The sequence below is a fragment of the Pseudomonas sp. NBRC 111138 genome, assembly GCF_001320835.1.
GTDB classification, from domain to species: domain Bacteria; phylum Pseudomonadota; class Gammaproteobacteria; order Pseudomonadales; family Pseudomonadaceae; genus Aquipseudomonas; species Aquipseudomonas paracarnis.
The window spans coordinates 27,790-48,154 of the sequence record NZ_BCBO01000063.1 but is presented as its reverse complement, the minus strand read 5'-3'; the positions used below and the strand labels follow the sequence as shown (position 1 = coordinate 48,154).

Sequence of the window (20,365 nt, the reverse complement as noted above, 5' to 3'; positions counted from 1 at the left end):
GGCGCCCTTACTGGTGCGACTCAGGCGACTGAGCCTGGGCTTGGGGCTGGGCGGGTACGACCTTGGCACCTGGTTGCAGGCCGCTCAGTCCGCTGACAATCACCTGATCGCCAGCCTTCAGGCCTTCACTGATCTGCCAGCGCGAACCCTGCATGGAACCGGTCGCCACATTGCGCGCTTCGGCGCGGCCGTCGGCGCCGACGACCATGACCTGCGCGCCGCCATCGCTGCCGCGCTGCACCGAGCGCTGGGGCACGAGAATGGCCTGTTTGTCGGTGCCTTGAGGCGTGCGCACGCGCACGAACATGCCCGGCAGCAACACGCCGTCGCTGTTGGCGAACTTGCCGCGTAATGACACCTGCCCGGTGCCGCGATCAACGGCGATATCGGTAAACATCAGTGCGCCCTGACGCTCAAAAGCGGTGCCGTCGACACGAATCGACAACGTCTTACTGTCATCAGCGGAGAGTTTTCCGCCATTGAGCGATTCGCGCAGGCGCAGCGCGTCGGCGGCCGACTGAGTGAAATCGACATAGACCGGATCAAGCTGTTGAATCCGCGCCATCAACGTCGCGTCCCCCTGACCGACCAACGCACCTTCGGTTACCAGTGCACGGCCGACACGCCCGGAAATCGGTGCAGTCATCGAAGCATAACCAAGGTTCAAGCGCGCGCTTTGCAGATCGGCCTGAGCCGAGCGCGTGGCCGCCTGGGCGCTGCGCAGGTCGGCCATGGCACTGTCGAAGTCTTGCTGGCTGACCGCCTCGACCTTCACCAACGGTTCATAGCGCTTGACCCGCGCCTGTGCCTCAAGTGCGACGGCCTGGGTGCGGGCCAATTCACCCTCTGCTCGCGACAAGGCCGCCTTTAGCGGCGCCGGGTCGATCTGGAACAGCAGGTCCCCGGCTTTGACATCCGCGCCCTCTTCAAAACGCTTTTGCATCACGATGCCTGGCACGCGCGCGCGCACCTCGGCGACTCGCATGGGCTCTACCCTGCCCGGCAAATCCGAAGTCAGAGCCAGAGGCTCCGTCTTTACTGCCAGCACCTCTACAGCACGCGCCACTTCGGCCACATCCGTTTGTTCATTCGACGGCCCACACCCGGCCAGCGCAATGGCCGCTGCCAGCGAGCCTGCCATCCCTATCGCACGCAAATTTCCCATCTCTCACCCAAGGCTTGATTGAACTTGGTGCGGATGCTACTTTGCAAACTCTAATGAGTCAACATTGTCTCATATGAGAATATTGTGATCCCTGTATAAACATCGCTAAAGGCGTGGTGATGACACCCAATTCCCATGATGAACAAATGCTCAAGTCGCTGACTATGGCGGTTGTCAATCGCCCCCGGGCGACAATGAAAGAGCTGGCGCAACTGGCGGGCATGAGTAAAGCGACCCTGCACCGCTACTGTGGGACACGGGAAAATCTAGGGCAGAGACTGGAGGAGTACGCCGAAAGTACGCTCAATCTGATTATCCGCAGCGCCGGTTTGCAGCACCTGCAGCCCTTGGACGCGCTGCGTCGATTGATCCGCGAGCACTTGGCTCATCGCGAATTGCTTGCCTTTCTTATGGCGCAATACCGCCCAGACTTCCTCGACTTCGAACGGGGTGACACACGCTGGCAGTTTTACCTGGCGGCGCTAGACGAGTTCTTCCTCAGAGGTCAGCAAAGAGGACTGTTTCGCATCGACATTACCGCAGCGATTTTTACCGAGCTGTTCATCACCCTGGTCTACGGCTTGGTGGATGCCGAACAGCGCGGGCGTGCAGCCAACGCCGAGTCGGCCCGAACGCTGGAGCAAATGTTCCTGCACGGAGCACTTTCTAGTGGCGAGTTCCGCGAGCACGCCTCTTTGCAGGAGCACGCTTCAGTCCTCAGAAATGCGTGAAGGCATCGCTGATGCTGGCAACCGGCGGGTGATTGGCATGATGAACAACATTGTGGTCAGCGGGCCGTGGCTGAACATACAGCGCACCCGAAATCAGCGCGACCACCAGCAAAGCGAACAGAAACCGACGCATCGTATACCTCCATCGTCCAGCCTTGGGCCGAACGCAGGTCTTTTGTTATTGGTCGTTCGAGTGTGGTCTCGGGACAAGGGTGAAAGCTTTGCATATCGCGCCAGAGATTTTGCATATCGTGCCAATACTTCTCAGGCCAAAGGCAGTATTTCATTCGAGAGGCTCAGATGATGTCCACAGTGCGTGGTGTTGCTTTGCTTGGTTTCAAGGCGTTTGCTACCAGTCAGGGGATTGATCCGGTTTCGGCGCTGGCGGAGGTAGACCTGCCCGAAGATCCGCTGAACGCTCAAATATCCGGCGCTCAATTCAATGCGTTGGTCCAGTTATGTGCGTTACGGTCGAGCAATCCCTTGTTCGGCTTACAGTTAGGCTTGCACCAAGGCACGCAAAGTCTAGGCACTCTGCTGTACGCCATGCGTAACGCGGCCAATGTGGGCGAATCGCTGAATCTGCTGACACGCTATTTCCATATACACAGTGACGGCGCACTAGTGCGCCTTGAACGCCGAGGCGGCAGTGCCCTTCTTGTGTACGAAGTCATTGACGGTACGTTGTCCTCAGTACATCAGACAGTGGAACTGGCGATGGGAGTTGCCGCATGCTTGCTCCGCGAACTGCTAGGGTACGCCTGGAAACCGAGAGCTCTGATGTTGCGCCACAGCGCTCCGGCCAGCCGCATTGCCTATCGCACGCTGCTGGGTGTCCCTCCGTGCTTTGACAGCACCGTCAATGCCTGGGTTTTCGATGAGTCATTACTGGCGAGACCTCTCGGAGCTACAGACGTCAGGTGTCAACTATTAGCCCAGCAACAGATCGACGAGTTAGCGCGCGTAACACTGCAAGAATTACCGTCTTATGTGCAAAAAAGGCTACGCAATGAGCTTGCCAATGGTCCGGTCACCCTTCGCGACATGGCCAAGTACATGATGATCAGCCCGCGCACCTTGCAACGCTATCTTCGGGCACAAAACACGCGATTTCAGGAGCTGCTGGACGAAACGCGCCAGACGATGGCCGCACGCTACCTCTGCGACTCATCGATCAGCCTGACACAGCTGGCAGGTATGTTGGGTTATGCCGACCTGAGCACCTTTTCCCGGGCTTTCACGCGCTGGAATGGCGTCAGCCCGCAGAAGTGGAAGCAGCGCATGCAACAAACTCTTGGGTAAAAAATGGCGTCCAATCCATTCATTCGTGCAATCAGTCTGACAGGGGTTCGATCAATTTGCCCGGCGTCAGGGTCTGGACCCGAGCCGTATACTGCGACAGGCCCGTGTGCCTGCGATGTCGCTGCAGCGCCCGGAAGATATCCTCTCCTTCCAACAATATTGCAGCTTGTTGCAAATGTGCCGGCAGCGTTCGAATAACGCATTGTTCGGCCTGAAATTCGGGCTCCACCAAGGTGTCGACGTCTTCGGTGATATGTTTTTCCTGATCCACAACGCTCGAACCATCGGCGATGCATTGCTCGAACTGCGCGCGAATTTCGGGCTGTACAACGGCGCGGCACAGGTTGATTTGGAGGTTGTCGAAGGCGTCGCGTTGCTGAGTTATCGAACCGATGAGATGTCGATTGTCGGATTGCCTCAAGCAGAAGAACTGGCGTGTGGTGTCGGTTTAAAACTGATGCTCGCGTTGGCGGGGGATCAATGGCAACCTGAGGCGGTAATGCTTCGTCATCCGCCCCTTGCCGATGAGTGGGGCTATCGCCAGGCACTGGGTATTACACCAACGTTCTCAGCAGCACGTACTGGTCTGCTATTTGACGCATGCGTGCTGGCGCAACCACTGGATCGCTCCAGCGAAGCACTACATCAGATTCTTGCTACACATCTATCAGGTATAGAGCGCTTGTCGACAGACGTGATGCCTGGCTACGTCAGGCAATTGCTGCGTAACTTGTTGCCCAGCGGACGTGCAACGATCGACAAGGTGGCCGATTGCATGGCAGTCACCCCAAGAACCTTGCAGCGCCACTTGGCTCAAGAAAATACGTCTTTTCAGCAGTTGCTGGATGAGACTCGCCAACAACTGGCACGCAATTACCTGCTGGTTCCGACAGTCAGTCTTACACACGTGGCGCATCTGCTGGGTTACGCCGATGTCAGCACTTTTTCGCGGGCGTTTCATCGCTGGTTTGGTATGTCTGCGCTTGAGTGGTGCAGCCAGTCGGGGGTGAGCAGGCAGCCTTTATTGATTACGAGCCGGATGAAAGATCAGCTTTGAGCGGAGCGACTCAGCCCCTGCGTTTGCGGGGAAGACAAACCACGTCCAATGGCTCGTCTTGCGGCCCGCGCGCAGCTCGTCCATGACCCGACTGAACACCCGGCGCTGCGCCTCGACGAAACGGGACAGATTGAACGAATCCTGCATTATTCGCTCCTCCTACGATGAGCGCGTCGGTAATCTCAGTTCAGCGCACAGTCCGCCGCCTTCGCGATTTCTCAAGGTCAGGGTGCCGCCGAGTGCTTGTGCCAGTTGCTGGGCGATAGCCAGGCCCAGGCCCGTGCCGCCGGTGCTGCGGTTGCGCGAATTTTCCACGCGGTAAAATGGCTCAATCACACGGGCCAGCTCCTCTTCGGCAATGCCGGGACCACGATCCATCACGGTCACCGAGAGGCTGTCGCCCTCCTTCGGCTCGACCCGCAGTTGCGCTGCACCGGCGAATTTGAGCGCGTTATCCGTGAGGTTTACTAGCACTCGGCGCAGCGCGTGGGGCCGCGTGTGAATCACTGCGTTGCTTTTGCCGCTGAGCTGCACGTCCTTGCCCATGTCCTGGTAGTCGAACACGAGGCTGTCGAGGAATGAATCAAGATCGGTACGGCGGCTTTCCTCGGTGGCGCCATGCACGCTGCGGGCATAGGCAACGCCTTCACGCACCAGATGCTCCATCTCGCCGAGGTCGTTCCACAATTTGTCTTTGTCGCCGCAATCGTCCATCAATTCGGCACGCAGCTTCATGCGCGTGATCGGGGTTTGCAGGTCGTGGGAAATCGCCGCCAGCAGTTGCATGCGTTCTTTCAGATAGGCCGCAATGCGCGCCTGCATGGCATTGAAGGCGATGGCAGCGTGTGCGACTTCGGTCGGGCCTTGTTCATCCAGATGCACCGGGTGAGTGTTGGGATCAAGGTTTTCCACGGCCTGGGCCAGGCGGGTCAGCGGGCGTATGGCAATACGCACAGCCAGCCACGTGCATAGAATCATCAAGGCCAACTGGCCCAGCAAAACCACCGGCAGCCACGGCGACAACGGCACCATCGAGGGGCGCACGTCGATGGTCACCGGGCTGCCGTCGGCCAGTTTCAGATGGACCTGGAAATGTTTGATAGGCCCCGGAATGTCTGTCACGGTCATCGGGTAATCCTTGCCGATGGCCTCCTTGATCGAGGTCACTGCAATCGGCGTGTCACGCAGAGCGACGCCTGGCGAGCCTTCGCCGAGCAAATAGCGGTAATTGCGTCGATCCAGTTGTTTCAACCAACTCATGCGTTCCTCGGCGGGCAAGCGGTCAAGGATGGCAATGGACGTCGATACATCGGTTTCCAGGTTACCGAGCATGGTGTTTTTCGCGGTTTCGTAACGCTCGTAATACTGCACGCCGAAGGACAAGGCCTGCGCCAGGGTCAACCCGACCAGAAAGATCAGCGACAGCCGCGAGATGAGGGTACGAGGCCAATGCAGCGAAGGCTTCATGCCGGTGCTCCAAGCACTTCCACTGGCAGCGAGAAGACATACCCTTCGCTGCGCACGGTTTTGATGTAAGCCGGCTCGCGGGCATCGTCAAGCAGGCGTTGGCGCAGGCGGCTGACCAGCAGATCAATGGAACGGTCAAACAGGTCGGCGTCACGGCCCTGGGTCAGGTTGAGCAACTGGTCGCGATTGAGTACCCGTTGCGGATGGTCGAGGAACACCCGCAGCAGGCGATATTCAGCGCCGCTGAGGGCGACCATGGTGCCGTCTTCATCAAGCAGATGGCGGGCGGAGGTGTCCAGGCGCCAGCGCCCGAACCCCAGCAACCTTCCGGTTTCGGTAACGACCAGGTTGGGCGGCAGCATGCGCGTACGGCGCAGCACAGCGTTGATGCGCGCCAGCAATTCACGGGCAGCGAACGGCTTGACCAGGTAATCGTCGGCGCCCATTTCCAAGCCGATGATGCGATCGGTTTCGTCGTTGCGGGCGGTCAGCATCAGCACCGGCGTAGCCTTGTGTTTGCCGGCGCGAATGTCGCGGCAGAGCACCAGGCCATCGTCGCCGGGCATCATGATGTCAAGCACGATCAGGTCTACCGGCGTGGCCTCGAGAAACGAGCGCATCTGGCGGCCATCCGCAACCACGGTGGTGCGCAGGCCGTTCTTCTTCAGGTAGTTGCCTACCATCTCTCGAATCTCACGGTCATCGTCCACGATGAGGATGTGATCAACGTGTTCCATGGGCCAAGCCTCTGTCATTGGAAATTGCGGCTCAGTCTATAGAGGCTGAGCCCGTTCGCCCGCGGCGGTTTGTATTGCAGTGTATCTGCTGTGGCGAAGGATACATGCAGAGGCAAAAACAACAATTTCCTAGGTTTTGTATGGCTGTGTATCGGGACGGGGTCCTGATACGAACCGATTTATCCGCGCCTGTTTTTGACACAGACGAGATACCTCGCGGGCTTCTAATGAGCCACATCGAGGCCAACCCTAGCGCCTCGGCTCAACCGAACGACCCAACCCATGAAGCCTTGAGGAAACGACCATGAACACCAATACCCTCTATGCCACTTGCCTGTTTGCCGCCCTGAATATCTGCACCTTCTCGGCCCGCGCCGAAGCCGACGTCACGCCGCAGACCTACACCTACGGCACGCACCTGGACATCCAGAAAGTGGTGGCATTGACACAGGATGCCGGGGCTGCCTGCGGCATTGTCGATGCCCAGCTGACCTACCTGAATTCGCAGGGCAAGACCGAGATCTTGAACTACCGCAAATTTGCCGAATGCCACAGCGATAACTGAGCCCTGCCCACATTTCATCAGGAGACCCTTATGTTCCTCATCGCATTACTGGGCGGCTTATTGACCGTCCTCAGCCCTTGTATCCTGCCGGTCGTGCCATTTCTGTTCGCCGGTATCGACCGCACACGCTCCTCGATCCTGCTTACCCTTGGTGGCATGGTTCTGACCTTCGCGCTGATTTCCAGCCTGGCCGTGGTCAGCAGTGAATGGGTGATTCAGGCCAACAACGCCGGGCGTCATGTGGCACTTGTGGTGATGGCGCTGTTTGCCTTGTCGCTGATCTCGGCACGAATCAGTGGCTGGCTGGCCAGCCCGTTCGTGTTACTGGGCAATCGCCTCGACCCCCAGACGCGCAAAATGTCCGGGCCGCTGGGTTCACTGATGATCGGCGTCGCCACCGGCCTGCTCTGGGCGCCGTGCGCCGGGCCGATCCTCGGGGTGATCCTTACCGGCGCCATGCTGCAAGGCGCCAATGCGCAAACCAGCCTGCTGCTGGTGGCCTACGGCCTGGGCAGTGCACTGTCGTTGGGTACGCTGATTTTCGCCGGACGCGGTTTAGTCAATCGCCTGAAGGCCTCGATTCCGGTCACTGGTTGGCTGCGGCGCGTCACCGGTTTTGCGGTCCTGGCCGCAGCGCTGATGATTTCTACCGGTGCCGACAAGACGCTGTTGGCCGGGGCGTCGTCCGAAGGCGTCAGCGTGCTGGAAAAAGGCGTGCTGCAAAGCGTCCCCAAAGTCGTCGAATACCTGGTAAGCAAGGCCAAGGCCGAACCCACCCTCGACAACGCCCAAGGCCCGATGCCGTCGCTGTCCGGCGCGGTGGAATGGCTCAATTCGCCCGCGCTGACCAGTGAATCGCTCAGAGGCAAAGTGGTGCTCGTCGATTTCTGGACTTACGACTGCATCAATTGCCAGCGCACCCTGCCGTACGTGAAGGACTGGGCGCAGAAGTACGAGAAGGATGGCTTGGTGGTAATCGGCGTCCACACCCCGGAATACGGTTTTGAACGCATCATCAGCAATGTCAGGGATGAGGTGAAAAAGCTCGGCATCACTTACCCGGTAGCCATCGATAACAACTACGCGATCTGGCGCAACTTCGATAACCAGTACTGGCCCGCGCACTACCTGATCGACGCCAAAGGGCAAGTGCGTTTCACCCACTTCGGAGAAGGTCGCTACGAGACGCAGGAAAAGATGATTCAGCAACTGCTGCAGGAGGCGAAAGCTCCAGCCGCGTAACCCTTGAAAACCCATGGCCCACAGGCAACGTGCTGTGGGCCATTAGCTTTTTCTCCTGCGGCCTGGGTTGCGCGACCACCCTCTCCCGCCAACCCCAAGCTAATCTGACACGATGCTTTTGGCCTCAAGAAATGCTTCCAGCCCAAAGACTCCAAACTCCCGGCCGACACCGGACTGCTTTACCCCGCCGAACGGCGCCAGCAGCTCTGGCGAAATTCTGTTGATCAACACCGAGCCGGCCTGCAACTGGGTCGCCAGGCGTTGGGCACGCTCCGGTTGCCGGGAAAATACATAAGCCTGCAAACCGTAGAGACTGGCATTGGCAATAGCGATCGCCTGTTCTTGCGAGTCATACGCAATGATCGATAGCACCGGGCCGAAAATCTCCTCTTGCGCGATGTCCATGTCATTGCTGACGTCGGCAAAGACCGTAGGCCTGACGAAATAGCCCTTGTCCAAGCCGGTCGGTCTGCCCTCCCCGCCGATAATCAACGTCGCGCCTTGCGCCTGCCCGCGGCGGATGAAAGCTTGTACGCGGTCGAATTGGGCGCGATTGATCAGCGGCCCGAGAGCAGTGGCCGGATCCTGCGGATCGCCGACGACCATCGCTTCAACCAGGCTTTTCACGCGCTCGATAATGTCCTCGGCGTGCGAGCGTGGCACCAGCAGACGTGTGCCAGCGACACATGCCTGACCGTTGTTCATGAACGCAGCATTCAGAGCCAGGGGAATGGCGATGTCGAGATCGGCGTCATCCAGGATGATAGAGGCCGACTTCCCCGTGAGCGACAGGCTCACTCGCTTCATGGTCTCGATTCCGGCACGTGCAATGAGCTTTCCGGTGGCGGTGGACCCGGTGAATGAAATTTTCGCGATGAGTGGGCTGGCGCTGATTTCGTCACCCACATCACTGCCGCGTCCCAACAGAATATTGAAAACCCCGTTGGGCAACTCTGCGCGATGCAGCGCTTGGGCGAGCACGGTGGTTTGCAAGGGGCTCAACTCGCTCGGTTTGATGACCGAGGCACAACCCGCCGCGATGGCCGATGCCAGTTTGCTGCATATCGTCCCGGCGGTGCTGTTCCAGGGGGCAAACAGCGCCGCGACTCCGACCGGCTCCATCACCACGGTAGCGTCACCGACCGAACGACTCAGGTCGAAGTGTTTCAACACCTGCGCCGCATTGGTAAATGACTGTGAAGCGTAGCGACTGACCCATTGCGCACGGGCAAACGGCGCACCGTACTCTTCGATGGCGGTATCGCGAATTTCATTCGTGCTCGCCAGCACGGCAGCCTGCAACTGCTCGAGCATGTCGATACGTTCGGCCTTGGAGGTGCGGCCCATCGCGACTTGAGCATGCGAAGCCGCCGCGATAGCGCGCCTGGCATCTTCACGATCAGCCAGAGTGAGCGTACCGATGACCGCCTCGGTAGCCGGATTGATGCATTGCACCGTTTCATTGCCATGAACAGGAACGAATGCTCCGTCAATGTAACTGTGATTGATCTTCCACATCGTGGCGTACCTGATTGATTGCGGTTGCCCGCGATAAGCACAACGCCCGGTGTGCCCAGGCGTTGGCCGCGTCGAATACCCCCCTCTCTTGCGTTTCAGCGTTGCACAACTTCAAAACGAAACCCGCCGGGCGACGTGCAAAACTCGCCTCGGCGTAGAGCGCTGAAAGCGCCGCTTCGCCCTTGGCGTGTCATTTCGCCGTGGCGGCTTTTTCGATGAGGCGGGCAACCGGTTCCGGGTTCGAAACCATCACCACATGTGAAGCGCCCTTGACCACTTCCACGGCTTTGGCAGCGGCGCGCTTGGCCATGAATGCCATGGCTTGCGGGGGAATGTTCTTGTCCTTGTCGCCGTAGATGTACCAGGACGGAATATGCTTCCAGGCAGGGCTGCCGGATGCTTCGTTGAGCGCCGCTTCCGTTACCGGGCGTTGGGTGGCGGCCATCAATGCCGCCTCTTTCGCGGGGACGTCAGCGGCGAACTGGTTGTGAAATTTGTCCTGCTGGATGTACAAGTCCTTGCCCCCATCGGCCAACGGTACAGGCGCAGCCAGCGTTGGACCCAGCGTGCTGCCCGGGAATTTGCCGGCCAGCCCGGCGACGGTTTCCCCGGCCTCAGGTGCAAACGCACTGACGTAAACCAGGGCTTTGACGTTTGCATGATCGTTGGCCGCATCACTGATAACGTTGCCGCCATAGGAGTGGCCGACCAACACCACCGGCGAATGAATGCTCGTCAGCAATGCCGAGATTGCCGAACCATCGCTCTTTACACCGCGCAATGGGTTGGCAGCGGCAACCACCGGGTAACCGTCCTTCTCGAGAATCTTCACGACGCCATTCCAACTCGACGCATCGGCAAAGGCGCCATGTACGAGCACAATCGTGGGTTTTTCAGTTTGCGACCAGGCGTGTGTCGCCATGCTCAGGCTGACGGCGACGGCCAGTGCGGTTAATACTTTTTTCATTGTTGACTCCGGGTTTGACGGGAAATCAGGGAGCGAAGCGCGTGAAGACAAAGTCGTGATTACGCACTCGCGCCTGGTGACAGGCGAAGCAGGTTTCGTGTTGGGCTTCATCGGCCGGTTTACCGTTGATAAACCGCCCGAATCCCCAGCCACCGGTTGCTGCATATCTTTTCGAGTCCTTGACCATCACCTGCACGGTCGTGGCCGGCCCCGGGATGGACGCCGGCTCGAATTCCGGAGACTGCACATGTTTCCAGGCCAGCTTTACCAGCACCGTGCCATCAGGGAACGGCAGCGTTGAATCCTGATAAGCCTTGATGGCCAAGTCATTGCCCACCACGGCTCGCAGTTCGTTCAGGGGGGCCGCTTCCTGCGCCGGCGCAATCAGCGGCCATAGGCGGTAGTTTTCAGGCAGTTTCACGCCATAGATCGGCGAGGCGTCGCCCTTACTGGCGTCGCCCGAGGCAACACCGGTAGCCGTCAACGCTGCGATTGCAATGGCAGCCGACATCGCGGCCAGAAATTCCAGCTTCATCATCGCCATCCTCTCAGCCGGTTTTCAAAGATGATCGGCGTCGATCACCGCCTGGGCGAAGGCTTTCGGCGCTTCCTGCGGCAAGTTGTGGCCTACTCCACCGGTGATCAATCGGTACTCATACTTGCCAGTGAAGCGCTTGGCGTACGCTTCGGCAGGTGGATGCGGTGCGCCGTTCGCATCACCTTCCAGGGTGATGGTGGGCACGCTGATGGATGGAAATGCCGCGAGTTTCTTCTCCAGCGCGTCGTATCTGGCCTCGCCCTTGACCAACCCCAGGCGCCAGCGATAGTTGAAAATCGACACGGCCACGTGATCAGGGTTTTGCAAGGACGCCGCGCTGCGCTCATAAGTGGCGTCGTCGAAATTCCACTGTGGCGACGCCAGCTTCCAGATGAGCTTGGCGAAGTCATGGGTGTTTTTCTCGTAGCCCAGGCGCCCACGCTCGGTCGCGAAGTAGAACTGGTACCACCACTGCAGTTCGGCGGCTGGCGGCAATGGCGCCTTGCCTGCCTCTTGGCTGCCTATCAGGTAACCGCTCACAGCGACCAGGGCTTTCACTCTTTCCGGCCACAGTGCCGCAACGATATCTGCAGTGCGGGCGCCCCAGTCAAACCCACCCAACACCGCGGTCTTGATCTTCAGCGCGTCCATGAAGTCGATCAGGTCGGTCGCCAGCGCAGCGGGTTGACCATTGCGAGCAGTCTTGGCCGAGAGAAAATGCGTATCGCCATAACCACGCGCAGAAGGGATCAACACTCGATATCCCTTGCCCGCCAAAGCAGGAGCGACATCAGCGTATGCGTTGATATCGTAGGGCCAGCCGTGCAACAAAATGACCACAGGACCATCGGCTGGGCCGAGTTCCGCGTAAGAAACGTTCAGCAGCCCCGCTTTCACATGCTTAAGTGCACCGAGAGAGGTGTGAGCTCCCGGGGTGATAGCCCCAATGGTGGACGCGGGTACATCAGCCGCGCTGGCTTGGGAAAAACCGACAGCCACCGCCGCGAATTGCAGCACCGCTGCTGCCAACAGCGATGGGGCAAGACCCCGCAGGCGGCTGGATTTATTTTGATTGTTCAGCAAGGTCATCTCCATGGTATTTCTCCGTAGCGAGCCGCCGAATAGCGGCCAGGTGTGTTGGCTGGGTTGCGTGTGAGCTACTGGGCTGTCTTCGTTGCGCTCAGCTTGGCGCGCAGCGGCCGGAAGGCCTCCCGCAACTCTTCGCTGAACAATTGAGGTTGCTCCCAGGAAGCGAAGTGGCCGCCCTTGTTAACCTCGCTGTAGTAGGAAAGTGATGGGTAAGCGCGTTGCGCCCAGCTTTTAGGCGCCTGATAGATCTCGTGCGGGAAGACCGTGATCGCCACCGGCACCTTGATGCTTGCGGTGTTCTGCGCGGCAGCGCTGAAATTGTTGTTGTTGTTTTCCCAGTAGAAACGCGATGACGATGCGCCTGCGTTCGTCAGCCAGTACAGGCTGATATCGTCCAGCATCTCGTCACGGGTCAATACCCGTTCAGGCTGGCCATCACTGTCCGTCCACGCGGCGATTTTTTCGTACATCCACGCCGCAGTTCCGGTAGGCGAATCGGCCAGCAGGTAACCGATAGTCTGCGGGCGCGTAACCATCATCGCGCCGTATGCTGCATTGCGGCCGAAGAAGGTGCTCAAGGAATCAAACGCCTTGCGTTCAGGCTTAGTGAGCCCTTCAGGGGCCGGGTCACCACTATTGATCGGCTTGACCAATTCGGGCGGGATGGTGGCCGGCATGTTCAAGTGAATGCCCAACAGCCCCGGCGGATTCAGGCGGCCCAATGCATCCGATATGACCGAACCGTGATCTCCGCCCTGGGAGACATAGTGGGTATAACCCAGACGCTTGATGAGCACATCCCAAGCCTTCGCGACCCGATCCGGCCCCCAGCCCAATTCAGTTGGCTTACCGGAAAAACCGTGTCCCGGAATCGATGGAATGATCACGTCGAACGAATCTTCAACCTTACCGCCGTAAGCAACGGGATCCGTCAGCGGGCCGATCGTCTTCAGGAACTCAAACTGTGAGCCAGGCCATCCGTGTGTCAGAAGCAGCGGCATCGCGTTGGGGTTTGGCGAGCGAACATGGATGAATTGAATATCCACGCCGTCGATAGTCGTGATGAATTCAGGCAGCGCATTGAGCTTCGCTTCGGCCTTGCGCCAGTCATAGCCGCTGCCCCAATACTTCACCAGCGCCTGGACCTGGGCCAACTGCACGCCTTGGGAAACGTCATTGACGGTCTCTTTGTCCGGCCAGCGGGTCGCCGCAATGCGCTTTTTCAGATCGGTCAATTGCGCTTCATCGACGTGAATTCGATAAGGTCTAATCGATTCGGGATTGGTCGAGGCCGAGGCAATTGACGCATCGGCGGCCGGGCCAGCAGCCCAGGCACTACCGCTGCCGGCTATCAGGGCCAACCCCAAAGCGCCCATTTTCACGGAAGAAGCCAGACAAGGGCGCCAGGTGAAACCGAACGTAGCTGCAGGCATTTTGAATTTCCTATAAGTCATTGGTCGACAACGTCGCGAAACGCGCAGAGATAGCCGCGAGTTAAATGAGTCATCCATTGGAGAAGGTTTGCGCCTTCTCGATGGGTTCATTTAAAGCCCCGTAGGTATCCCGTATGTGTCATCAACCGACTTAAAGGAATCGCTGTGTATCTATCCAAAGCGCAGATACAAAACGATACAAACCGACCACTCGCTCATAAAAAAACCAATGCCCCGACTTGTCGGGGCATTGGCTTTTCTGGGACCTGGAAAACATAAGGGCTTTTCAGCCCATCAAGCTCGGCAAAGGGCATAGAGACCGCGTCGATTGCCAGGCAGCATGACTTGGTTACCCAAGGAACAGGCAGATACCCCGCTCCACTTCACGCCCTTCCACGCCTGCAAGAAACTCCAGAAATTTGCCCCTGATTCTGGTTAGCGTTCACCATCGTCTCTACCGTGCCAGCAATCTTATTGAAGCTACTGCTGTTCAGCGACCAAGCAATCTCTTCAGCACCAGTAGAGCAACAGCCCCGATTGCCAGTGCAGCAACCGGTTTTTCTTTGACGAATGTAGAAACGCTGTCCAGTGCGTCGCCATAGGTTTGCGTCAGTTGACCCGCAGCCTGGCGTCCAGCGCCTTCGGCTTCCAACTTCGAATCGCCAAAAAGCTTCCCGACTGCGCTCTGGGCTTTGCCAGCAACCTTTTCTACAACGCCTTCTACCTGTTCGCTCTTCATGATTAACCAAACCTTCGTGTGTGATTGGGTAACCCAGGAAAACCCCGGGCTTGAGGCAACGTGCAAAGCGTTAGGTGGACAGGCTTAGTGATTAGTTCAAAGTTGATGAAGCTCACTTGGTCCAGATCAACCGATAAGTCTTCTTCCCTGTAGCGGCATCGTGATAGGGATCTTTGCCCGGGACCTCTCGCGTGCGCACGCACGGGCGTCCCTCGCAGTCAATAATGGCAGCGTCACCACCCTGGCGTTTCAACGCTTCTATGTTTTGCTCAAGCACCGCTAACTCTCGTTGCCTTTGCGCAATCTCATCGGTGCTGGGGACCGCAAAGAAAAACAGCAACGCCAGAGGCAATACCACACCTAGATGAATAGCGAAGATGCTGAGCCAGAATCGACGCTTAAGGCTGTCACTGGCGGCCTGGTACTTTTGCGCCGCATCAAGCGCAGCGGCATCGGCCTGTCTGAACTTGCCAATCAACTGCTCGGCCGCCTTTGAAGCCACTGAATCTGCGATCTGCGCCGCTGAAGCGCCCAGTATCGTCGGAATCTGTTGCAGGCTCTGCTCAACACGTTTTTCCAGATAGCCAAGACGCGCAATCGCCTGCTCAGCGGCTTTTCTGTCATTTTCCGCTGCGCTCATGATGCCCTTGGCAGCAACGGCCATGGCCCGCAGGCTGAGGTCATTTTCGTTCACGTGTTCGTCCATGGGTCATTACCTTCCATATTCGGGGCCGTCGCGGTGTTTGGGACGCTTCATGCTTCGCTCCAATGCAGGCACAGATAGCTCCAGCTGGGGACCGCTCATTTCCAGCTCAAGCCATTGCCTGTGCGGCATACTCAAATCACAGACGTCTCGCAGCTGAACAAAATGCATTGCTCCACCTGCGCCCATGACCAGAAGCACGCCACCTGCGCCCACCGGGTCGTCAGCTTGAATATTGCGTAAAAATCGCAGGTATATCTGTGAACGCTCGCGCATCATCGGGTCCAGGCCGCGAACAGCTTCGCGCGCGGTTTGCTCCACGAGTCGTTCAAGGCTTCCCGCGGACAACGCCAAGTGTTCTTCGTCGAAGGCGTCCAGATAAGGCACGGCTCGCGAAACCAAAGGCGTGTCGGTGTCATTGGCGCCCACCTCCACATACCAGTGCAGGCTTCTGGACGTTTCGACCAATACCTGATTCTCACCTGTCAGGGCGGCCATGAGTAAACGATGTCGCAGCCGTTCTTTTTTCAGGCTGGCGCCCTTCATCTTGAATTCGATCAAGCGCACGACACCTGGAAAACTCAGCAGTACGTCAGCCAGCTCTTTGTCTGCAGGCGTCTGCTGTAGCAGGTTGACCACGCTTGGGATCGAGGTGTTTGCGTCTAGACATGACCGCACGGCGAACCCGAGACCGTACAGGAAGTTTCCTATCACGACGTTTTCATAGAGTTTCTTCGTTCGGTGACGTTTGTTCTGATGACCAACATCATCCTGATCTTGCTGGTTCAACGGCACTCCGTTACTCCTGATGCTTGGGATGAAGGACCTTATATATCTGCAAAACCACCCGCCTCATCGCCTCCTCAATCGTCCCTTCATTGCGACACATCACCCACCCCTGCCCCACCGCCGCTCGTTCAAAAGCCTCGGTACACACAACTTGCTCCTCCAGCTTAAACATCACCGTACTGCTCAACCCCCGCCGTCGTGCTGCCGCCCGCGCCCAGGATATTTGCGCCGCGGTGACAACCCCCACGTGCAGGTCCGGCACTTGCACCTGCCGATTAATGTTCAGCTCAAGAATGTCTGCAAAGGGTATCAACCGACGAAACGCGGCATCAGACGGGTACCAGCGATCCATCAGGATGATGCTGTCAGGTGGCTGCGCGGCCAGTACGTTCCGAGTAATCCAGCTGCGGCTGTCGGCAAAGCGCTCACACACCTCAAGTTCCAGATCCCGGCTGGGATCTCGGGCGAACGTGTTAACCAGAGCCATCGTTTGCGCTCGACAGGGATCGCTCTTGCGCTCGCACAGTCGCACGACCTTTAGGTTGTCGGCCCTCAACGCTGTCGTAACGGCCTCCAACAGCGTGGTTTTACCGGTGCCTTTGGGGCCATCCATCGAAATAAACAGCGCACGAGTCATACGGGCGCTGCATCATCGTTCAGGTTGTGCAGTTCCATGGGGCCTCGGGGTCTGAGCGTTTGGGCGAGTTGGCCTCCATTATGGGCAACCCTATTGCCCAATGCGAGGCTGGACTGGCCGACGCGCCCTCCCCGCGTCGACGGTCAGTCATTCAGCATCCGGCTTTCCGGCACACCAGCCTCATACCTCAACGCCCATGGCGCAATCAACCGCTGCGGGGTCTGGCAGGCTTTGCGTTTAAACACGAAGTTGCGGCATTTCTCGGCAAACTGCTGGCGGTTTTCCACCATGTCGAGTCGCATCTGTGCCAGCTCCTGCTCGCGACAGCGTTCAACTTGCTGAGTATCCAGCATGGCTTTTCGCGTGCGTGCGTGAAGGTACTTATCATCGGTCAACGCACGGTCAGCCTCTTGCAAAAGCCACAGGCCGAATGCCTGCAGACAGCGGGGCCCGATGCCCTGGACCATGCCGTACTGCTGGGCCTGGATGGCGCTGATGGGCAGGCATTCTTCGGTGAGCTTATGCGCGATTTCGCTGCCCACCGCCCGTGGCAGGCTGTAGGTCCAGTATTCGGAGCCGTAGAGTCCCATGGTCTTGTAGTGCGGATTGAGCACCACACCTTCGCGAGCCAATACAATGTCGGCGGCCAGCGCCAGCATCACGCCGCCTGCGCCCGCGCTGCCAGTCAGGCCGCTGATCACCAGTTGCCTGGCAGTGAGCAGCTCCAGGCACACATCGTCGATGGCTTGAATGTTGGCCCAGGCTTCCAGCCCCGGCACGTCGGCGGCCTGGATGACGTTTAGGTGCACCCCATTGGAAAAGCTGCCGCGCCCGCCCTTGATCAGCAACACCTGGGTATCTCGCGCCTTGGCCCAGCGCAACGCTGCGACCAGCCGCTGGCATTGTTCGGTGCTCATGGCGCCGTTGTAGAACTCGAACGTCAGTTCGCCGACGTGGCCGAACTCTTGGTAGCGAATGGGTTGATAGACCCGCTCGTTGAACGCCTGGCAGGCGATTGAACTGTCCAGCACCGGCACCCCGGCCAACTGCTCAGCCAGAACGTGCCGTGCCGGTCGCTTGAAGGTCTCTGGGCCTTTGGGTTTGAGCGAGCCGATCCACAGGCTGTGATCTCCAGCCGCTACCAGCACGGCATCGTCCTGCACTGCGAGGATTTCTCCCGGGGTGCCCTGGCGAGCGTCCAAGTGCGCGTCGTAGAGGTAATATTGCCCGCCCAACAGGCTGGCCAACACGCCGGGCTGGCCATCGGCAGCGTCGATGCTGCGCTTGATAAAGCCTGCGCAATCGAACCAACTGAAGGTGCGGTCGGCCTGGGTCATGTTCGGCTGCAAGCGTCCGATGACGCTGGGTTGGGTGTAATCGAGCTGTGTCGGGACGAAGTCTTTGGCGAATTTCGCCACTACATCACGGATGCAAACCATCGCGGCGTCGCTCACCAGGCCGTTGTACAGCTCGGATTTGCGCACCTGGTCGGGCATGTCGAATTCACAGGTGGACCATATCGGCCCTGCGTCCATTTCCTCCACCGCTTGCAAGGCGGTGACGCCCCAACGGCGAGCCTGCTGGGTGATAGCCCAATCCAGCGCACTGGCACCGCGGTCACCAACGATGCCCGGATGGATGATCACCACCGGGCGCTGCGGATGGCTCCATAGTTGGTGCGGCACACGGTCCTTGAGAAATGGGCAGATCACCAGGTCGGCACCTGACGCCTCGACCTGCTGGCACACCGTGGCTTGATCGGTGAACACCACAACGCTGGGGTCGTGACCCGCCTGGCGCAGATCCAGCCAGGCTCGTTGGGTCAAACCGTTGAATGCCGATGATAACAACAGGATCTTGAGTGATCGCATGGCTGACTCTTCCTTGAGAATGTGCGACCAGAGCTGCTCGTTGAGCCGTCCCTGGCCATCGATAAGCGCCCAAGGTTATAGAGCGGGCCAGCACGGCCACCTGATCGAGATCAATAGTCGGGTTCTGTTGTTCTCAAGGTTCGGCCGGTGAAAGCGGCTTATATTTTCTGAATCACTGCGCAGCCCACTCATCAAATGAACATGCCCTGCTCGGGTACGCCTTGTTAACCGTAACGGAGCCACGTTCATGTTCGAGAAAGCGCATTACCTCATCAGTTTCATCCTCGACAACCAGCCACAAAGCCGCACGCTTGAGCACGATGCAGACACGCTGGACCCGCAATGGGCCGAGTCCCTGCTCAGGCAGCGCTTCGCAGAGCTCAAGGACGCGAAATTGAGCGACGTCCAGGTGCAAAAGCGCAACAAGCCGGCCGATGAAGGCCATGACATCCCAGGGCATTACCAGCAGCCCTGATTTACGTATCAGAAAACCGCTGCCCGTTTATCAATCACTGAATATTCGGAGGACCTATGAACCCGACAACTCAAGGTTGGACCTGCGCCTGCCCAGGCTGCACCTGCCAGGTGACCCATGACACGCGTCACCAGCGCAACGGCAAAGCCTACTGCAGCCAGGCATGCGCCGACTTGCACCCCCAGGGTCAAGCGTGCCCCAGTGCCGATTGCCATTGCGAGTCGAATGTGAAGGTGCAAGACCGCGCTGTCAGCGATAGCCAGCTCGACGAGGCGATCGAAGAAACCTTTCCTGCGAGCGATCCCATATCGCCTTGATCATTCAGACCCATTAGGAAAACGGGGGCTGCATCGTGGCTCTAGGGTCTAGCAGTTGACAGCCCCCGGCAAAACTCAACAACCTGCACGTCTCACCGCCCTGCCCTGAGGCTGCCCTTGGACTATTTCACCGCGCTCACCGCCTTCATCGAAGCCGCTGAAGGCAACAATTTCTCGCGTGCCGCCGAACGCTTGGGGATCAAGGCCTCAACGGTTTCACGCTATGTGAAGGACCTCGAGCAAGACCTGGGCATCGCGCTGTTCAACCGCTCCACACGCACGCTGCATCTGACCGAAGGCGGTCAGACCTTCCTGATACACGCACGCAGGGTATTGGATGAACTGGAACACGCCAAGGCCGCCACGTCTGCGCTGAACCAGCATCCCCGGGGCGTGTTGAAACTCAACCTGCCGCCGGCGTTTGCTCGGCATCACATCCTGCCGGCGTTGAATGACTTTCTGGTGCGCTACCCGCAGATCAGTGTGGAGCTGGTGCTGGATAACACCCAGGTCAATTTGATTCATGCCGGCGTCGACTTAGCCATACGCATTGGCGAGCTGGCCGATTCGACCCTCAAGGCACGCAAGCTCAGCGACGGCCACTACCGCTTGGTGGTCAGCCCGGCGTTTGGCATGCAGCACCCTCCTCCTTCCACGCCCACCGACCTGGCCGGTTTGCCTGCGGTGCTGGGCACGGCTACCACCGGCGATATCAGTTTTGTATCCGCCGGCCGCGCGTTCCCGTTGCTGCATGACGGCGTTATTCGAATCAATGACCTGGACGCGCAACTCATCGCCGTGCGCCAGGGCCTGGGCTTTGCGCTGTTGCCGGACTGGCTGGTGGCGCGAAGTATCGAGGCCGGCGACTTGGCAGTGTGGCTGCCCGAATGGCATATCCAGGGCGTGGAGCGGGCGTTTGCGGTGTGGTTTGTGTATCCGCCCAAGCGCATCGTATCGTCCAAGGTCCGGTGTTTTATCGACTTTATCGTTGAACGACTGGGCGAAACACCGGACTGGAAGTGA

23 protein-coding genes and 1 pseudogene are annotated in these 20,365 nt (G+C 58.7%); 8 read left to right on the top strand and 16 right to left on the bottom strand.

The features are described from left to right. Nucleotides 1-7: 7 nt before the first annotated feature. Nucleotides 8-1,165 carry a MexC family multidrug efflux RND transporter periplasmic adaptor subunit gene (locus APH41_RS11245; RefSeq protein ID WP_054918954.1) on the bottom strand — a complete coding sequence of 386 codons (1,158 nt, stop codon included), beginning with the start codon at nucleotides 1,163-1,165 and terminating at the stop codon, nucleotides 8-10. Nucleotides 1,166-1,284: 119 nt separating this feature from the next. Here APH41_RS11245 and APH41_RS11240 point away from each other — a divergent pair, with 119 nt between their 5' ends. Further along, a complete protein-coding gene (locus APH41_RS11240; RefSeq protein WP_054918951.1) occupies nucleotides 1,285-1,896 on the top strand; it encodes a TetR/AcrR family transcriptional regulator in 612 nt (203 codons plus the stop codon). On the opposite strand, the gene APH41_RS29045 is transcribed toward APH41_RS11240, so the two are convergent. Next, a complete protein-coding gene (locus APH41_RS29045; RefSeq protein ID WP_169918921.1) occupies nucleotides 1,883-2,029 on the bottom strand; it encodes a hypothetical protein in 147 nt (48 codons plus the stop codon). The two genes, APH41_RS11240 and APH41_RS29045, sit on opposite strands and share 14 nt — an antisense overlap. A gap of 170 nt (nucleotides 2,030-2,199) precedes the next feature. Here APH41_RS29045 and APH41_RS11235 point away from each other — a divergent pair, with 170 nt between their 5' ends. Beyond that, on the top strand, nucleotides 2,200-3,198 hold the full coding sequence (locus tag APH41_RS11235; RefSeq protein WP_256220261.1) for an AraC family transcriptional regulator: 999 nt from the start codon (nucleotides 2,200-2,202) through the stop codon (nucleotides 3,196-3,198). Between the two features lie 115 nt (nucleotides 3,199-3,313). After that, a complete protein-coding gene (locus APH41_RS11230) occupies nucleotides 3,314-4,255 on the top strand; it encodes an AraC family transcriptional regulator (protein ID WP_256220260.1) in 942 nt (313 codons plus the stop codon). Here APH41_RS11230 and APH41_RS28085 read toward each other — a convergent pair. The 3 genes from APH41_RS28085 to APH41_RS11220 are packed head-to-tail and all read right to left on the bottom strand — an operon-like array spanning nucleotide 4,220 to nucleotide 6,459. Continuing rightward, a complete protein-coding gene (locus tag APH41_RS28085) occupies nucleotides 4,220-4,402 on the bottom strand; it encodes a DUF1810 family protein (protein WP_371262621.1) in 183 nt (60 codons plus the stop codon). The genes APH41_RS11230 and APH41_RS28085 overlap by 36 nt on opposite strands. A 12-nt stretch (nucleotides 4,403-4,414) precedes the next feature. Continuing rightward, nucleotides 4,415-5,722, bottom strand: a complete 1,308-nt coding sequence (locus APH41_RS11225) for a HAMP domain-containing sensor histidine kinase (RefSeq protein ID WP_054918947.1) — start codon at nucleotides 5,720-5,722, stop codon at nucleotides 4,415-4,417. Continuing rightward, a complete protein-coding gene (locus tag APH41_RS11220) occupies nucleotides 5,719-6,459 on the bottom strand; it encodes a response regulator (RefSeq protein ID WP_054918946.1) in 741 nt (246 codons plus the stop codon). The genes APH41_RS11225 and APH41_RS11220 overlap by 4 nt, the downstream gene beginning before the upstream one ends. Before the next feature lie 304 nt (nucleotides 6,460-6,763). On the opposite strand from APH41_RS11220, the gene APH41_RS11215 reads away from it, so the two are divergent. Continuing rightward, nucleotides 6,764-7,024, top strand: a complete 261-nt coding sequence (locus APH41_RS11215; RefSeq protein ID WP_014718446.1) for a DUF2790 domain-containing protein — start codon at nucleotides 6,764-6,766, stop codon at nucleotides 7,022-7,024. A 30-nt stretch (nucleotides 7,025-7,054) separates the two neighbouring features. After that, nucleotides 7,055-8,266 (top strand): cytochrome c biogenesis protein DipZ, encoded by a 1,212-nt coding sequence (locus APH41_RS11210; RefSeq protein WP_054918945.1) that lies wholly within the window; start codon nucleotides 7,055-7,057, stop codon nucleotides 8,264-8,266. A 99-nt stretch (nucleotides 8,267-8,365) separates the two neighbouring features. Here the strand turns inward: APH41_RS11210 and APH41_RS11205 are convergent, their stop codons facing one another. From APH41_RS11205 to APH41_RS11160, 11 genes and pseudogenes are all read right to left on the bottom strand, one after another. Next, nucleotides 8,366-9,784, bottom strand: a complete 1,419-nt coding sequence (locus tag APH41_RS11205; protein ID WP_054918944.1) for an aldehyde dehydrogenase family protein — start codon at nucleotides 9,782-9,784, stop codon at nucleotides 8,366-8,368. A gap of 100 nt (nucleotides 9,785-9,884) precedes the next feature. Further along, a pseudogene (locus APH41_RS29350) lies at nucleotides 9,885-9,962 on the bottom strand (creatininase family protein); the annotation flags it as partial. A gap of 12 nt (nucleotides 9,963-9,974) precedes the next feature. Continuing rightward, a complete protein-coding gene (locus APH41_RS11200) occupies nucleotides 9,975-10,751 on the bottom strand; it encodes an alpha/beta fold hydrolase (protein WP_054918943.1) in 777 nt (258 codons plus the stop codon). Nucleotides 10,752-10,776: 25 nt separating this feature from the next. Beyond that, on the bottom strand, nucleotides 10,777-11,286 hold the full coding sequence (locus tag APH41_RS11195; protein WP_054918941.1) for a cytochrome P460 family protein: 510 nt from the start codon (nucleotides 11,284-11,286) through the stop codon (nucleotides 10,777-10,779). 24 nt (nucleotides 11,287-11,310) lie between these two features. Then, nucleotides 11,311-12,384, bottom strand: a complete 1,074-nt coding sequence (locus APH41_RS11190) for an alpha/beta fold hydrolase (protein WP_054898501.1) — start codon at nucleotides 12,382-12,384, stop codon at nucleotides 11,311-11,313. A gap of 62 nt (nucleotides 12,385-12,446) precedes the next feature. Further along, nucleotides 12,447-13,811 (bottom strand): epoxide hydrolase family protein, encoded by a 1,365-nt coding sequence (locus APH41_RS11185; protein ID WP_054918940.1) that lies wholly within the window; start codon nucleotides 13,809-13,811, stop codon nucleotides 12,447-12,449. A gap of 490 nt (nucleotides 13,812-14,301) precedes the next feature. After that, nucleotides 14,302-14,550, bottom strand: a complete 249-nt coding sequence (locus tag APH41_RS11180; RefSeq protein WP_014718439.1) for a CsbD family protein — start codon at nucleotides 14,548-14,550, stop codon at nucleotides 14,302-14,304. Between the two features lie 112 nt (nucleotides 14,551-14,662). Next, nucleotides 14,663-15,256 (bottom strand): hypothetical protein, encoded by a 594-nt coding sequence (locus tag APH41_RS11175; RefSeq protein WP_054918938.1) that lies wholly within the window; start codon nucleotides 15,254-15,256, stop codon nucleotides 14,663-14,665. 6 nt (nucleotides 15,257-15,262) lie between these two features. Next, entirely contained in the window at nucleotides 15,263-16,042 is a 780-nt protein-coding gene (locus APH41_RS11170; protein WP_143517016.1) for a hypothetical protein, read from the bottom strand. A gap of 10 nt (nucleotides 16,043-16,052) precedes the next feature. After that, a complete protein-coding gene (locus APH41_RS11165; RefSeq protein ID WP_054918935.1) occupies nucleotides 16,053-16,679 on the bottom strand; it encodes a dTMP kinase in 627 nt (208 codons plus the stop codon). 143 nt (nucleotides 16,680-16,822) lie between these two features. Further along, nucleotides 16,823-18,550 (bottom strand): hydrogenase maturation protein, encoded by a 1,728-nt coding sequence (locus tag APH41_RS11160; RefSeq protein ID WP_054918934.1) that lies wholly within the window; start codon nucleotides 18,548-18,550, stop codon nucleotides 16,823-16,825. Nucleotides 18,551-18,797: 247 nt separating this feature from the next. On the opposite strand from APH41_RS11160, the gene APH41_RS11155 reads away from it, so the two are divergent. The 3 genes from APH41_RS11155 (at nucleotide 18,798) to APH41_RS11145 (ending at nucleotide 20,365) form a co-directional block, all read left to right on the top strand. Beyond that, nucleotides 18,798-19,025 (top strand): hypothetical protein, encoded by a 228-nt coding sequence (locus tag APH41_RS11155; RefSeq protein ID WP_034127424.1) that lies wholly within the window; start codon nucleotides 18,798-18,800, stop codon nucleotides 19,023-19,025. Nucleotides 19,026-19,081: 56 nt separating this feature from the next. Beyond that, complete coding sequence (locus APH41_RS11150; RefSeq protein WP_034127423.1) at nucleotides 19,082-19,342, top strand: metallothionein; 261 nt, start codon at nucleotides 19,082-19,084, stop codon at nucleotides 19,340-19,342. Between the two features lie 117 nt (nucleotides 19,343-19,459). Beyond that, nucleotides 19,460-20,365, top strand: coding sequence for a LysR family transcriptional regulator (locus APH41_RS11145; RefSeq protein WP_054918931.1), 906 nt, complete (start codon nucleotides 19,460-19,462; stop codon nucleotides 20,363-20,365).

Bases quoted from the DNA above. Each gene is read 5' to 3' on its own strand.
- APH41_RS11230 (WP_256220260.1), top strand. From the start codon at position 3,314: ATGTCGCTGCAGCGCCCGGAAGATATCCTCTCCTTCCAACAATATTGC.
- APH41_RS11205 (WP_054918944.1), bottom strand. From the start codon at position 9,784: ATGTGGAAGATCAATCACAGTTACATTGACGGAGCATTCGTTCCTGTT.
- APH41_RS11185 (WP_054918940.1), bottom strand. From the start codon at position 13,811: ATGCCTGCAGCTACGTTCGGTTTCACCTGGCGCCCTTGTCTGGCTTCT.
- APH41_RS11155 (WP_034127424.1), top strand. From the start codon at position 18,798: ATGTTCGAGAAAGCGCATTACCTCATCAGTTTCATCCTCGACAACCAG.
- APH41_RS11240 (WP_054918951.1), top strand. From the start codon at position 1,285: ATGACACCCAATTCCCATGATGAACAAATGCTCAAGTCGCTGACTATG.
- APH41_RS11160 (WP_054918934.1), bottom strand. From the start codon at position 18,550: ATGCGATCACTCAAGATCCTGTTGTTATCATCGGCATTCAACGGTTTG.
- APH41_RS11220 (WP_054918946.1), bottom strand. From the start codon at position 6,459: ATGGAACACGTTGATCACATCCTCATCGTGGACGATGACCGTGAGATT.
- APH41_RS11175 (WP_054918938.1), bottom strand. From the start codon at position 15,256: ATGGACGAACACGTGAACGAAAATGACCTCAGCCTGCGGGCCATGGCC.
- APH41_RS11165 (WP_054918935.1), bottom strand. From the start codon at position 16,679: ATGACTCGTGCGCTGTTTATTTCGATGGATGGCCCCAAAGGCACCGGT.
- APH41_RS11210 (WP_054918945.1), top strand. From the start codon at position 7,055: ATGTTCCTCATCGCATTACTGGGCGGCTTATTGACCGTCCTCAGCCCT.
- APH41_RS11200 (WP_054918943.1), bottom strand. From the start codon at position 10,751: ATGAAAAAAGTATTAACCGCACTGGCCGTCGCCGTCAGCCTGAGCATG.
- APH41_RS11235 (WP_256220261.1), top strand. From the start codon at position 2,200: ATGTCCACAGTGCGTGGTGTTGCTTTGCTTGGTTTCAAGGCGTTTGCT.
- APH41_RS11195 (WP_054918941.1), bottom strand. From the start codon at position 11,286: ATGAAGCTGGAATTTCTGGCCGCGATGTCGGCTGCCATTGCAATCGCA.
- APH41_RS28085 (WP_371262621.1), bottom strand. From the start codon at position 4,402: ATGCAGGATTCGTTCAATCTGTCCCGTTTCGTCGAGGCGCAGCGCCGG.
- APH41_RS29045 (WP_169918921.1), bottom strand. From the start codon at position 2,029: ATGCGTCGGTTTCTGTTCGCTTTGCTGGTGGTCGCGCTGATTTCGGGT.
- APH41_RS11225 (WP_054918947.1), bottom strand. From the start codon at position 5,722: ATGAAGCCTTCGCTGCATTGGCCTCGTACCCTCATCTCGCGGCTGTCG.
- APH41_RS11215 (WP_014718446.1), top strand. From the start codon at position 6,764: ATGAACACCAATACCCTCTATGCCACTTGCCTGTTTGCCGCCCTGAAT.
- APH41_RS11180 (WP_014718439.1), bottom strand. From the start codon at position 14,550: ATGAAGAGCGAACAGGTAGAAGGCGTTGTAGAAAAGGTTGCTGGCAAA.
- APH41_RS11190 (WP_054898501.1), bottom strand. From the start codon at position 12,384: ATGGAGATGACCTTGCTGAACAATCAAAATAAATCCAGCCGCCTGCGG.
- APH41_RS11150 (WP_034127423.1), top strand. From the start codon at position 19,082: ATGAACCCGACAACTCAAGGTTGGACCTGCGCCTGCCCAGGCTGCACC.
- APH41_RS11245 (WP_054918954.1), bottom strand. From the start codon at position 1,165: ATGGGAAATTTGCGTGCGATAGGGATGGCAGGCTCGCTGGCAGCGGCC.